This is a genomic window from Dysosmobacter sp. Marseille-Q4140 (genome assembly GCA_018228705.1).
Taxonomy (GTDB): Bacteria; Bacillota; Clostridia; order Oscillospirales; family Oscillospiraceae; genus Oscillibacter.
On the sequence record CP073694.1, the window covers coordinates 2,945,785 to 2,959,192 of the forward strand.

The window sequence follows — 13,408 nt, forward strand, 5'->3', positions numbered from 1 at the left end:
ATATCGGGTCCTTTTCGGGGCGATCTGCGCCCCCCCGGCATGTGAAAAGGAGGGCCGGGCGGCCCTCCTTTCTTGCGGAGATTTTCTTTTTGACGGGTTCCCGAGTGGTGAAGAGATCACGCCCGGTCCAGATACGCTTTGCAGACCGCTCTGGCCCGCTCTGCCACGGCAGCCTCGTCCACGCCGGCGAGACGGCCCTCCTTCACCACGATCCGGCCCTCCACCACGGTGTAGTCCACCGGGCCCCGGAGGCCCACGGTGGCCAGTACGTCGGCGGGGCTGTACTCCGCCCCGGCCAGCTCCAGACGGCGGACGTCCACCAGGAACAGGTCCGCCCGCTTTCCCGCGGCCAGCTGGCCGATGTCCACCCGGCCCAGCAGCGCCGCGCTGCCCCGGGTGGCCAGCTTCAGCACCTGATAGCCCGACGGCGCCTTGCCGCTGGAGGTCAGCCGGTGAAGCAGGTAGCACACCCGCAGCTCCTCCATCAGGGAGGACCCGTCGTTGGAGGCGGAGCCGTCCACCGCCAGGCCCACCGGGACGCCCAGAGCCAGCATCTCCGGGACCCGGGCCACGCCGGAGGAGAGCTTCATGTTGGAGATGGGGCAGTGGGCGACGCCGGTCCCGGTCCGGGCCAGCTCGCGGAGTTCTTCGTCATTGAAGTGGATGCCATGGGCGTACCACACGTCGCTGCCGGTCCAGCCCAGCCGGGCCATGTATTCCAGAGGCCGGACGCCGTGGGCTTCCAAGGTCCAGCGCTCCTCGTCCTTCGTCTCGCACAGGTGGGTGTGGAGCCGGACGCCGTACTGGCGGGCCAGGATGGCGCTCTGGCGCAGCAGCTCGCTGCTCACGGAGAAGGGAGAGCAGGGGGCCAGCACCACCTGGCGCATAGATCCGGGCCGGGGATCGTGATACGTCTCGATGGCCTTGAGAGAGTCGGCCATGATCTCATCCACCGTCTGGACCACGCTGTCCGGCGGCAGGCCGCCGTCCTTGCGGCTGAGGTCCATGCTGCCCCGGGAGGACACCATCCGGATGCCCAGTTCCTCCGCCGCGGCGAACTGGGCGCCCAGCAGGTCCCCGGCCCCGGCGGGGAACACGTAGTGATGGTCAAAGCAGGTGGTGCAGCCGTGCTTCATCAGTTCTCCCATGCCGGTCAGGGAGCTGAAGCGGACCACCTCCCGGTCCAGGCCCTTCCAGATCTCGTACAGGGCGGTGAGCCAGGGGAACAGCTCCAGGTTCTGCACCTGGGGCAAATTCCGGGAGAATACCTGATAGAGGTGGTGATGGGTGTTGATAAGGCCGGGATAGCACCAGTAGTGGGTGCCGTCCAGCACCGTGTCGGCAGTCTGAGGCAGATCGGGGCCGATGGCTTGGATGACCCCGTCCTCGCAGTACAGGTCCACATGGTCCAAAATGGTGTCGGCGTCGTCGCAGGTGACCACCGTGTTCAGATTGCGCAGCAGCAGAGAGGCCATGGCGTCACGCTCCTTTCTTTTCCTCCAGTATAGGGGATGCGGGGGAGAAGGTCAACTTTCCCGGGAAAACTTCTTGAACAATTTACAGCGGTATGATACGCTGGGAGAGATTTCGGATGCTTAAGGAGGCTTGATATCCATGCTGGATATTTTTGACATTCTCGGCCCGGTGATGGTGGGGCCTTCCAGCTCCCATACGGCCGGGGCGGTGCGGATCGGCCGCATGGCCCGGACGCTGCTGGGGGCGGAGCCGGTGCGGGCGGAGATCGGCCTCCACGGCTCCTTTGCCGAGACCGGCCAGGGCCACGGCACGGACCGGGCCCTGGTGGCGGGCCTGCTGGGCATGAAGCCCGACGACCTGGGCATCCCGGACAGCTTTGCCATTGCGGACAACCAGGGGCTGGCTTTCCGTTTTCACACGGTCTCCCTGCGGGAGGCCCACCCCAACACCGCTGTGATAGAGGTGTCCTCCGCCGACGGGAAGCATCTGACGCTCCAGGCGGCCTCCACCGGCGGCGGACGCATCCGGGTGGACCGGCTGGACGGGGTGGAGGTGAACTTCACCGGCATCTTCAACACCCTGGTCATCCGCCATCAGGACGTGGCCGGGGAGCTCAGCCGCATCCTCAATGAGCTGTCGGTCAGCGGCATCAACATCGCCAATATGCGCCTTTGCCGGGACCGGCGGGGCGGCGACGGCCTGACGGTGGTGGAGACGGACCAGCGCATCCCCGCCGACGCCCTGGAGCGGCTGCGGGCGGTCTACGGCGTGCTGACCGTCACCTATTATGAGAAGGAGGACTGACCCATGGCCCTGGATTCCATGCAGGAGATCTTCGACAAGATCGAAGCGGGGCGAAAGCCCTTTTGGAAGGTGGTGCTGGACACCGACGTGGAGGAGCGCCAGGTGACGGCGGAGGCCTCCTTTGAGAAGATGCGGTCCGCCTGGCGGGCCATGCTGGAGTCGGTGGACAACTACCGCAGCGACAGCCGCAGCGTCAGCGGCCTGGTGGGCGGCGACGCCCAGAAGATGTGGGACTACGGCGCGGAACACGAGAGCCTGTGCGGCGAGTATATGCAGCAGGTCATCGCCACGGCGCTGTGCGTGGGCGAGTCCAACGCCTGCATGCGGCGGATCGTGGCGGCCCCCACGGCGGGGGCCTGCGGTGTGCTGCCGGCGGTACTGGTGCCCCTGTTCCGCCGGGGCGCCGTAGATGAGGACGCCATCGTCCGGGCCCTGTATGTGGCCTCCGGCATCGGCGCCGTCATCGGCTACCGGGCCTGCATCGCCGGCGCCTCCGGCGGCTGCCAGGCGGAGATCGGCACCGCCTCCGCCATGGCGGCGGGGGCTCTGGTGGACCTGCGGGGCGGCACGGCGGACCAGATCGGCCAGGCGGTGGCCATGGCTTTGAAGAACCTGCTGGGCCTGGTGTGCGACCCGGTGGCGGGCCTGGTGGAGGTGCCCTGTGTCAAGCGCAACGTCATCGGAGCGGTGAACGCCGTCTCCAGCGCCGACATGGCCCTGGCAGGCATTTTGAGCCGGGTGCCGGTGGACCAGGTCATCGACTGCATGGGCGAGGTGGGCCGGCGTCTGCCGGTGGAGTTCCGGGAGACGGCCCTGGGCGGCCTTGCTGCCACGCCCTTCGGAAAGAACGTCAAGGAGTCCATGGAGCAAAAGCGGGAGTGCCCCTGCGCCGGTGAGGAGCTCCCATGAAAATCCAGTAAAATACGGAGCCCCCGCTGAAAAGCGGGGGCTCCGTTGTCTGTTGGAAGCGGTTTCTCAGTGGGAGGCGCGGATCTTCTGATACCAGTCCTTGCCGTCCACGAACCGGGAGACGATGTAGGAGACCACATAGTCGCCGGAGGAGTTGATCATGGTGGCGGGGGGATCCACCAGGTTGCCGATGGTGATGGCGATGGGGTAGGCCACGGCCAGCTGGTCCGGGAAGAACACGGAGCACATGATGAACTCGCCGATGTAGCCGCCGCCGGGGACGCCGCTCATGCCCACGGAGGACAGCACCGCCACCAGGATGATGAGAATGAAGTCACCGATGGAGTTGAAGGGCTTGCCGAACACGCCGAAGAGGAACGCGATCTTCAGCACGCAGGAGAAGCAGGAGCCGTCCATGTGCATGGTGGCGCCCAGAGGCAGCACGATCTCGCTGACGTCCTTGGAGATGCCGGTGGCCTCAGCCTCCTCCATGTTGGTGGGGATGGTGGCCACAGAGGAGCAGGTGCCCAGGGACGTGATGGCGGGACGGGCGATGTGCTGGAACATCTCCTTCACCGCGCCCTTGCCGCCGCCGAACCAGGCGAACAGGGGGAAGGCGGTGAAGATGTAGATGAAGCACAGGGGATAGTAGACTGCCAGAGCCCGGGCGTAATCCTGGGTGATCTGGGAGCCGTAGGTAGCCACCAGGTCGGCGAAGAAGCCGAAGAAGGCGATGGGAGCGTAGTAGGTGACGATCTGGACCACCTTCATCATGGCCTCAGACAGGCTCACCAGCAGGGTGGCCACCGGGCTGTCGGGGCCGGGGCCCAGGTTCACGCCGAAGCCGAACAGGATGGCGAACACGATCAGGGGCAGCATGGCGCTGCGGCTGAGCAGGGAGGAGAAGTCTCCCACGGTGAAGAAGTTCACGATCAGGTTGGGGATGGAGATGGGATCGTCCACCACGCCCTCGGCCAGGTTGCTCCAGGGAACCAGTACCGGCGGAATGATCTTCATCAGCACGATCATGATGGCGGCGGCGATGGCGCCGGTGATGATAAAGGTCAGAATGGTGGTGCTCATGATCTTGCCGGCCCGCCTGCGGCTGCGCATGGTGGCGATGGAGCCCGCAATAGAGGCGAACACCATGGGCACCACGATGCAGAACATCATGTTGATGAACAGCGTGCCCAGGGGCTTGAGGACGGTGGCGCCGGCCTTGACGACCTCGTCGCCCTCCTTCACCTGGGGGAAGAAGGCACCCACAATGGAGCCCAGGATCATAGACCCCAGCATCACGGCCAGAAACGCGTAGTTGCGGGCCACGGATTTCTTGGTCAGTTTCTCACTCATATTCTCTCTCCTTCTCACAAATGGTTTGGAAGTTCTGTATGGCCGGACGGCCTTACATACGGTTAAAGCTGGAGGTCCTCGTCGGTGACCTCGCCCTTGCAGACCACGTTGGTGGGCCCGGTCAGGTACAGCGCCGTGATCCGGGAGCCCTCCCGCTCCGCGTCGATCACCAGCTGTCCGCCGGTCATATCCACCTTGACGTCGTGGCCGCTGACCTTGCCCTGGAGGGTCAGGACCGCCACCAGTGACCCGGTGCCGGTGCCGCAGGCGTAGGTGAAGTCCTCCACGCCCCGCTCGAAGGTCCGCTCGAAGATGGTGTCCTCCCCGGTCATCTCGTAGAAATTGACATTGGCTCCCTTGGGGAAGGACTTGTGCCAGCGGATGGCCCGGCCCAGCTCCCGCAGCTCGTTTTCATCGGCATTTTTCAGATTGTGGTAGGGTACTACCGCATGGGGGAGACCCGGGTTGCCCAACTCCACATAGGAGCAGGCGTACCGCACGCCGTCCACCTCCACTGCCGCGTCCAGCTGGATGGTGGTGGGATCGTTGAGGCGGATCCGGTAGCGCCGGCGGTCGATGCGCTGTCCTGTGACGATGCCGGCGGTGGTCTCCACAGTCTGCTTCTCCCCGGCCAGGCCGTTTTCAAAGCCGTACCGGCAGATGCACCGGGTGCCGTTGCCGCACATCTCGCCCACGCTGCCGTCGGAGTTGTAGAACAGCATCCGGTAGTCGCCGCCCGCCTGAGGGGCGTCCACCACCATCAGACCGTCGGCTCCGATGGACAGCCGCCGCTCGCACAGCGTCCGCGCGATCTGGGGCAGGCGGTCCACCGGCAGGTGCTCCTCCAGATTGTTCAGCACCAGAAAGTCGTTCCCGGCGCCGTTCATCTTCCAGAATTTCAAGAGCATCCCTCCTTTGCTTTCACATTATACCAGCATAAAGCGGAAAAGCGCAACAGAGAATGTGCCGAAAAGCATGCAAAACCTGCGTTGCTGCTTCGGAGATAGGATTTGCACCGGCGCCCCGGGTGTGGTATGCTGGGGAAAAGACCGGGAAAGGGGGGCCTCTCATGCCCAGAAAATCCGCCAGAAACACCCGCGGACGCATCATCTCCGCCGCCTGGAAGCTCTTCTACGAGCAGGGCTACGAGGACACCACCGTGGAGGATATCGTGTTCGAGTCGGAGACCTCCAAGGGCTCCTTCTACCACTATTTCGACGGCAAGGACGCGCTGCTGGGCACGTTGGCCTATGTGTTTGATGAGAAGTACGAACAGCTCATGGAGGTCATGGATCCTGCCATGGGCGCCATGGACAAGCTGATCTACCTCAACCACGAGCTCTTTGCCATGATCGACGGCGGCGTGTCCATGGACCTGCTGGCCCGGTTGTTGTCCACGCAGCTTCTGGCCCGGGGCGAAAAGCACCTGCTGGACCGGAACCGGTACTATTTCAAGCTGCTGCGGCAGATCGTCTCCGCCGGCCAGGAGACGGGGGAGCTGCGCCGGGACCGGACGGTCAACGACATCGTCAAGGCCTATGCCCTTTGGGAGCGGGCGCTGCTGTACGACTGGTGCCTGTGCGGCGGGGACTACTCCCTGGTGTCCTACACAGACAGCGTGACCCCCATGTTTTTGGAGAGCTATCGGGCCCAAAACTGATTTTTTATTTTGGACTGTTTTCTATTTTGGAAATCGTCTATATAAAAAATCTTTTAGTATCAGTGGAAAAACGATTTTTTATGAGAACAGAGTATAGACTAAATTCTATACTCTGTTCTGTATTTCATTCTGGTTTCGAGTGTGGTATCATCTTGTTCATTGAATGTCAAAAGGAGAGAGAGTATGACTACCGCACAAATCTGCATCTGCCTGGCCATCGCGATCTACCTGATCGCCATGCTGGGCGTCGGCGTCTGGTTCGCCAAGAGCAACAATTCCGTGGACGACTTCTACCTGGGCGGCCGGAAGCTGGGCCCCTTCGTCACCGCCATGAGCGCCGAGGCCAGCGACATGTCCTCCTGGCTGCTGATGGGCCTGCCGGGCGTGGCCTACCTGACCGGCCTGGCTGAGGCCAGCTGGACCGCCATCGGCCTGGCTATCGGCACCTACATCAACTGGCTGATCGTGGCCCGCCGTATCCGCCGGTATTCCAACCGTCTGGACGCCATCACCGTGCCCCAGTTCTTCTCCAAGCGCTGGGGCGATGAGCGGAACCTTCTGTCCGCCATCGCCGCCGTGGTGATCATCATTTTCTTCGTGCCGTATCTGGCCTCCGGCTTCTCCGCCTGCGGAAAGCTCTTTGCCAGCCTCTTCGGCGTGGAGTACATCACCGCCATGCTGATCTCCGCCGCCGTCATCGTGGTCTATACCGTCATGGGCGGCTTCCTGGCGGCCAGCTTTACCGATCTGATCCAGTCCATCATCATGACGGTGGCCCTGGTCGTGGTGCTGGGCTTCGGCGTGGTCAATGCCGGCGGCATGGACGCCGTGCTGGACAACGCCCGCTCCATGGCCGGCTACCTGTCCCTGAGCAACATCTACGACCCCGCCACCGGCGGCTCCAATCCTTACAGCCTGCTGACCATCTGCTCCCTGCTGGCCTGGGGTCTGGGTTACTTCGGCATGCCCCATATTCTGCTGCGCTTTATGGCTATTGAAGAGGAGAAGAAGCTGACCCTCAGCCGCCGGGTAGCGACTACCTGGGTGGTCATCTCTATGGGGGTCGCCATCATCATCGGCGTAGTGGGCAGCGGTATGACCAAGGCCGGCGCCCTGGAGCAGCTGGCGGATTCCGAGACCATCATCGTCCGGATCGCCAGCCTCATCGGCAACCATGGGGTCTTTGCGGCCCTGGTGGCCGGTGTGATCCTGGCAGGCATCCTGGCTGCCACTATGTCCACGGCGGACTCCCAGCTGCTGGCTGCCTCCTCCTCCGTATCCCAGAACCTGGCAGTGGAGTTCTTCCACCTGAAGATCAGCGGGAAGAAGAGTGTGTTTGTAGCCCGTGCCACCATGGTGTGCGTGTCTCTGCTGGCGGCCTTCCTGGCCCGCGATCCCGACAGCTCCGTGTTCCGGGTGGTGTCCTTCGCCTGGGCGGGCTTCGGCGCGGCCTTCGGCCCCACCGTGCTTTTTGCGCTGTTCTGGAAGCGCTCTACCAAATGGGGCGCTCTGGCCGGTATGGTGGCCGGCGGCGCCATGGTGTTCATCTGGAAGTACTTGATCGCCCCCAGAGGCGGCGCTTGGGCCATCTATGAGCTGCTGCCTGCCTTCATCGTGGCCTCCGTTGCCATCGTAGTGGTGAGCCTGCTGACCGCCAAGCCCGATGCTGAGATTGAGAAGATCTTTGATGAGGTCCGGGCCAACTGAAGGGTACACATTATAAATAGCAAATTTGCTAAAGCCGGCCGCGTGAAGAGCGCGGCCGGCTTTTTTTGAAAAAGATCGAAAAAAGGTGTTGACAAGTGGTGGCAGGAGTGGTATTCTAAGCAAGCTGTTCGGGACGACCGGATGTGAGCCACAAAAACTTCGAAAAAAAGAAGAAAAAAGTGGTTGACAAATGAAGAGAGACCTGATATAATAGCAATGTTCCGCCGGGAGCGGCGTGCACCTTGTAAATTAAACAACGTAACGAAAAGAAAGCACCAGACGGACGCTTCTTTTGTGAGAGATCACGGAAGAAGAACCAAAGAAGCCGAAGGACCGGGTTGAGTCAATTACCGGTCGCGGAGGCAAAAGATGAAGCTATGGAAAATAGCTCTATGAAAGATTAGCTCGAGCTACGGCTCGTGTTGATACCATTTTATAGAGAGTTTGATCCTGGCTCAGGACGAACGCTGGCGGCGTGCTTAACACATGCAAGTCGAACGGAGCACCCCTGATCGAGGTTTCGGCCAAGTGAAGGGAATGCTTAGTGGCGGACTGGTGAGTAACGCGTGAGGAACCTGCCTTCCAGAGGGGGACAACAGTTGGAAACGACTGCTAATACCGCATGACGCATGACCGGGGCATCCCGGACATGCCAAAGATTTATCGCTGGAAGATGGCCTCGCGTCTGATTAGCTAGTAGGCGGGGTAACGGCCCACCTAGGCGACGATCAGTAGCCGGACTGAGAGGTTGACCGGCCACATTGGGACTGAGATACGGCCCAGACTCCTACGGGAGGCAGCAGTGGGGAATATTGGGCAATGGACGCAAGTCTGACCCAGCAACGCCGCGTGAAGGAAGAAGGCTTTCGGGTTGTAAACTTCTTTTGTCAGGGAACAGTAGAAGAGGGTACCTGACGAATAAGCCACGGCTAACTACGTGCCAGCAGCCGCGGTAATACGTAGGTGGCAAGCGTTGTCCGGATTTACTGGGTGTAAAGGGCGTGTAGCCGGGCTGATAAGTCAGATGTGAAATCTGGAGGCTCAACCTCCAAACTGCATTTGAAACTGTCGGTCTTGAGTATCGGAGAGGTAACCGGAATTCCTAGTGTAGCGGTGAAATGCGTAGATATTAGGAAGAACACCAGTGGCGAAGGCGGGTTACTGGACGACAACTGACGGTGAGGCGCGAAAGCGTGGGGAGCAAACAGGATTAGATACCCTGGTAGTCCACGCTGTAAACGATCAATACTAGGTGTGCGGGGACTGACCCCCTGCGTGCCGCAGTTAACACAATAAGTATTGCACCTGGGGAGTACGATCGCAAGGTTGAAACTCAAAGGAATTGACGGGGGCCCGCACAAGCGGTGGATTATGTGGTTTAATTCGAAGCAACGCGAAGAACCTTACCAGGGCTTGACATCCTGCTAACGAAGTAGAGATACATCAGGTGCCCTTCGGGGAAAGCAGAGACAGGTGGTGCATGGTTGTCGTCAGCTCGTGTCGTGAGATGTTGGGTTAAGTCCCGCAACGAGCGCAACCCCTATTGTTAGTTGCTACGCAAGAGCACTCTAGCGAGACTGCCGTTGACAAAACGGAGGAAGGTGGGGACGACGTCAAATCATCATGCCCCTTATGTCCTGGGCTACACACGTAATACAATGGCGGTCAACAGAGGGAGGCAAAGCCGCGAGGCAGAGCGAACCCCTAAAAGCCGTCCCAGTTCGGATCGCAGGCTGCAACCCGCCTGCGTGAAGTCGGAATCGCTAGTAATCGCGGATCAGCATGCCGCGGTGAATACGTTCCCGGGCCTTGTACACACCGCCCGTCACACCATGAGAGTCGGGAACACCCGAAGTCCGTAGCCTAACCGCAAGGGGGGCGCGGCCGAAGGTGGGTTCGATAATTGGGGTGAAGTCGTAACAAGGTAGCCGTATCGGAAGGTGCGGCTGGATCACCTCCTTTCTAAGGAGACCTCGATCAGTGAGATATCTGGTCGTAACATCCTGGTCAGACGTCTGGGGACGAAGTAGTTACGTTGTTTAATTTAGAGGGTACACGCCCTAGGGGATACGAGGGGATATAGCTCAGCTGGGAGAGCGCCTGCCTTGCAAGCAGGAGGTCGCCGGTTCGATCCCGACTATCTCCACCATACTTTCTTTTGAAAAAGAAAGTAGGCAAAGAAAACTTTAAAGAGGCGCTTTCGGCAGATCGGAAGATCTGAGAGAGACGGGCCCGTAGCTCAGCTGGCTAGAGCGTACGACTGATAATCGTAAGGTCGGTGGTTCGAGCCCACTCGGGCCCACCAGAAGACGGCATTTGCTGTCGGATCTCAAAGCCCAAGGGATTGGACTTTGAGATCTGGCTTCAAACGAGGCTGGAAAGCTGCACCTTGAAAACTGAACAATGTGACATGTATGAAGTAAGGCAACAGAGAGGTTGCTGCGTCAAAAGACGCGGCAAGCAAATTTTAATTGTGGAACACATCTGAAAAGATGAGGGTAACGATTACAATTTCAATCTTTGTGAAGCCTGCATAATTCTTAAGAGAACCAAGATTTCTCTGACTGAAAGGTCAAGCTAGAAAGAGCGCAAGGGGAATGCCTTGGCATCAGGAGCCGACGAAGGACGCGATAAGCTGCGATAAGCTTCGGGGAGGAGCAAATATCCTGTGATCCGGAGATTTCCGAATGGGGCAACCCACACAGGCAATACCTGTGTAGCGTGCGTTGAATCAAATAGGCGTACGCGGGGAACCGCCTGAACTGAAACATCTAAGTAGGGCGAGGAAAAGACATCAACCGAGATTCCGCTAGTAGTGGCGAGCGAACGCGGAGAAGGCCAAACCGGAGGATTTATTCTCCGGGGTTGCGGACGATCATACGGTGCACTAGTTTAGCCGAAGGGTCTGGGAAGGCCCGCCACAGAGGGTGAGAGCCCCGTAGGCGAAAGGCGATGTGCACTCGATCGGATCCAGAGTACCGCGGGACACGTGAAACCCCGTGGGAAACCGGGTGGACCACCATCCAAGCCTAAATACTACCTGATGACCGATAGAGGAGCAGTACCGTGAGGGAAAGGTGAAAAGGACCCCGGGAGGGGAGTGAAAGAGAACCTGAAACCTTGTGCTTACAAGCAGTCAAAGCACGTTAAAGTGTGATGGCGTACTTTTTGTAGAACGGTCCGGCGAGTTATAGTAACGAGCAAGCTTAAGGTATTCAGTACCGGAGGCGAAGCGAGAGCAAGTCTGAATAGGGCGTGTAAAGTTCGTTGCCATAGACCCGAAACCGGGTGACCTACCCATGAGCAGGTTGAAGTGGGGGTGAAACCCCATGGAGGACCGAACCGACCCCCGTTGCAATGGTGGCGGATGACTTGTGGGTAGCGGTGAAATTCCAATCGAACTCGGAGATAGCTGGTTCTCCCCGAAATAGCTTTAGGGCTAGCGTTATGTTAGATTACCGGAGGTAAAGCACTGAATGGTTTAGGGGCTGATAAAGTTACCGACGCCTATCAAACTAAGAATGCCGGCTAATTGATGCATAGCAGTCAGACAGTGTGAGATAAGTTTCATTGTCAAAAGGGAAACAGCCCAGACCCACAGCTAAGGTCCCCAATATACGCTAAGTGGAAAACGATGTGGAATTGCGAAAACAACCAGGATGTTGGCTTAGAAGCAGCCACTCATTAAAAGAGTGCGTAATAGCTCACTGGTCGAGTGACTCTGCGCGGAAAATGTAACGGGGCTAAGCGTATAACCGAAGCTTGGGATTGTCGCAAGACAGTGGTAGGGGAGCGTTCTGTACGGGGCGAAGTCGCAGCGGGAGCAGCGGTGGACTGTACAGAAGTGAGAATGCCGGAATGAGTAGCGAGAATTATGTGGGAATCATAATGGCCGAAAATCTAAGGTTTCTTGGGGAAGGTTCGTCCGCCCAAGGTAAGTCGGGAGCTAAGGCGAGGCCGAACGGCGTAGTCGATGCACATACGGTAGAAATTCCGTAACCACCGAACTTTAAGCCAGAGGGACACTTTGAGATAGCCGAACCCGGGCGTTGGTTGACCCGGGCGAAAGGGAGCGAAATATAGTAGCGAAGTCGGCGATGCTTGGAGGCGAGAAAAGCTCTGGGGTATACTAAGGTGCCCGTACCGCAAACCGACACAGGTAGATGAGGAGAGAATCCTAAGGCCAACGGGAGAAGGGTTGTTAAGGAACTCGGCAAGTTGACCCCGTAACTTCGGAATAAGGGGAGCCTCGAAAGAGGCCGCAGTGAAAAGGCCCAAGCAACTGTTTACCAAAAACACAGGTCTATGCTAAATCGAAAGATGACGTATATGGGCTGACGCCTGCCCGGTGCCGGAAGGTTAAGAGGAGATGTCAGCCGCAAGGTGAAGCATTGAATTGAAGCCCCGGTAAACGGCGGCCGTAACTATAACGGTCCTAAGGTAGCGAAATTCCTTGTCAGGTAAGTTCTGACCCGCACGAAAGGCGTAATGATTTGGGCACTGTCTCAACAGCCCGCCCGGCGAAATTGTAGTACCGGTGAAGATGCCGGTTACCCGCAACTAGACGGAAAGACCCCATGGAGCTTTACTGCAGCTTAATACTGGAAATCGGTAATTCATGTACAGGATAGGTGGGAGACATGGAAGCCCGGGCGTCAGCTTGGGTGGAGTCGCCGGTGGGATACCACTCTTGGATTGCTGATTTTCTAACCTGCGGCCGTGAATCCGGTCGGGGGACACTGTTAGGCGGGCAGTTTGACTGGGGCGGTCGCCTCCTAAAGTGTAACGGAGGCGCTCAAAGGTTGGCTCAGCACGGACGGAAATCGTGCAGTGAGTGTAAACGCAGAAGCCAGCCTAACTGCGAGACCGACGGGTCGAGCAGTAACGAAAGTTGGAGTTAGTGATCCGGTGGTATGTGAGTGGAAATGCCATCGCTCAACGGATAAAAGCTACCCTGGGGATAACAGGCTGATCTCCCCCAAGCGTCCACAGCGACGGGGAGGTTTGGCACCTCGATGTCGGCTCGTCACATCCTGGGGCTGAATTCGGTCCCAAGGGTTCGGCTGTTCGCCGATTAAAGTGGCACGCGAGCTGGGTTCAGAACGTCGTGAGACAGTTCGGTCCCTATCTGTTGCGGGCGTAAGAGATTTGAAGGGAGCTGTCCTTAGTACGAGAGGACCGGGATGGACGTACCTCTGGTGCACCAGTTGTTCTGCCAAGGGCATAGCTGGGTAGCTAAGTACGGACGAGATAAACGCTGAAAGCATCTAAGCGTGAAACTCCCCCTAAGATGAGATCTCTCACCTCGAAAGAGGGTAAGGGCCCAGGAGGACTACCTGGTTGATAGGCCGGAGGTGGAAGTGCAGTAATGCATGCAGCTGACCGGTACTAATAGCCCGAGGGCTTGACCTACAAGAAGAAAGCAGGCGGCCTGAAGAAGTGGATGTCACATTGTTCGGTTTTGAGGGTGCAGCGAAAAGCGCACGCTCGTGAAAAGAA

The 13,408-nt window shown here is 59.1% G+C and carries 7 protein-coding genes, 2 tRNA genes and 2 rRNA genes; 8 read left to right on the forward strand and 3 right to left on the reverse strand.

All coding sequences use genetic code 11. The features are described from left to right. Nucleotides 1–116: 116 nt before the first annotated feature. Complete coding sequence (locus KFE19_14740) at nucleotides 117–1,475, reverse strand: 8-oxoguanine deaminase (GenBank protein QUO37608.1); 1,359 nt, start codon at nucleotides 1,473–1,475, stop codon at nucleotides 117–119. 139 nt (nucleotides 1,476–1,614) lie between these two features. Here KFE19_14740 and sdaAB point away from each other — a divergent pair, with 139 nt between their 5' ends. Together sdaAB and sdaAA are read left to right on the forward strand one after the other, a co-directional pair. Beyond that, nucleotides 1,615–2,280, forward strand: a complete 666-nt coding sequence (gene sdaAB, locus KFE19_14745) for an L-serine ammonia-lyase, iron-sulfur-dependent subunit beta (protein ID QUO37609.1) — start codon at nucleotides 1,615–1,617, stop codon at nucleotides 2,278–2,280. 3 nt (nucleotides 2,281–2,283) lie between these two features. Then, nucleotides 2,284–3,189, forward strand: coding sequence for an L-serine ammonia-lyase, iron-sulfur-dependent, subunit alpha (sdaAA, locus tag KFE19_14750; GenBank protein QUO37610.1), 906 nt, complete (start codon nucleotides 2,284–2,286; stop codon nucleotides 3,187–3,189). 66 nt (nucleotides 3,190–3,255) lie between these two features. On the opposite strand, the gene KFE19_14755 is transcribed toward sdaAA, so the two are convergent. Together KFE19_14755 and KFE19_14760 are read right to left on the reverse strand one after the other, a co-directional pair. Next, nucleotides 3,256–4,530 carry a dicarboxylate/amino acid:cation symporter gene (locus tag KFE19_14755; protein ID QUO39650.1) on the reverse strand — a complete coding sequence of 425 codons (1,275 nt, stop codon included), beginning with the start codon at nucleotides 4,528–4,530 and terminating at the stop codon, nucleotides 3,256–3,258. Nucleotides 4,531–4,604: 74 nt separating this feature from the next. Further along, nucleotides 4,605–5,444: a diaminopimelate epimerase gene (locus KFE19_14760; protein ID QUO37611.1), complete on the reverse strand. Its 840-nt coding sequence runs from the start codon at nucleotides 5,442–5,444 to the stop codon at nucleotides 4,605–4,607. Between the two features lie 167 nt (nucleotides 5,445–5,611). On the opposite strand from KFE19_14760, the gene KFE19_14765 reads away from it, so the two are divergent. From KFE19_14765 to KFE19_14790, 6 genes are all read left to right on the forward strand, one after another. Further along, nucleotides 5,612–6,202 (forward strand): TetR/AcrR family transcriptional regulator, encoded by a 591-nt coding sequence (locus KFE19_14765; GenBank protein ID QUO37612.1) that lies wholly within the window; start codon nucleotides 5,612–5,614, stop codon nucleotides 6,200–6,202. 183 nt (nucleotides 6,203–6,385) lie between these two features. Next, the gene (locus tag KFE19_14770; protein ID QUO37613.1) at nucleotides 6,386–7,909 is read left to right on the forward strand and encodes a sodium/proline symporter; all 1,524 of its coding nucleotides are present in this window, start codon (nucleotides 6,386–6,388) and stop codon (nucleotides 7,907–7,909) included. Between the two features lie 432 nt (nucleotides 7,910–8,341). After that, a 16S ribosomal RNA gene (locus tag KFE19_14775) occupies nucleotides 8,342–9,871 on the forward strand. Nucleotides 9,872–9,982: 111 nt separating this feature from the next. Next, a tRNA-Ala gene (locus KFE19_14780) sits at nucleotides 9,983–10,058 on the forward strand. Between the two features lie 79 nt (nucleotides 10,059–10,137). Further along, nucleotides 10,138–10,214: transfer RNA gene (locus tag KFE19_14785), tRNA-Ile, on the forward strand. A 265-nt stretch (nucleotides 10,215–10,479) separates the two neighbouring features. After that, a 23S ribosomal RNA gene (locus KFE19_14790) occupies nucleotides 10,480–13,321 on the forward strand. Together the 16S and 23S rRNA genes with 2 tRNA genes alongside form the textbook arrangement of a ribosomal RNA operon. Nucleotides 13,322–13,408: the final 87 nt, after the last annotated feature.

Bases quoted from the DNA above. Each gene is read 5' to 3' on its own strand.
- KFE19_14740 (QUO37608.1), bottom strand. From the start codon at position 1,475: ATGGCCTCTCTGCTGCTGCGCAATCTGAACACGGTGGTCACCTGCGAC.
- sdaAB (QUO37609.1), top strand. From the start codon at position 1,615: ATGCTGGATATTTTTGACATTCTCGGCCCGGTGATGGTGGGGCCTTCC.
- sdaAA (QUO37610.1), top strand. From the start codon at position 2,284: ATGGCCCTGGATTCCATGCAGGAGATCTTCGACAAGATCGAAGCGGGG.
- KFE19_14765 (QUO37612.1), top strand. From the start codon at position 5,612: ATGCCCAGAAAATCCGCCAGAAACACCCGCGGACGCATCATCTCCGCC.
- KFE19_14770 (QUO37613.1), top strand. From the start codon at position 6,386: ATGACTACCGCACAAATCTGCATCTGCCTGGCCATCGCGATCTACCTG.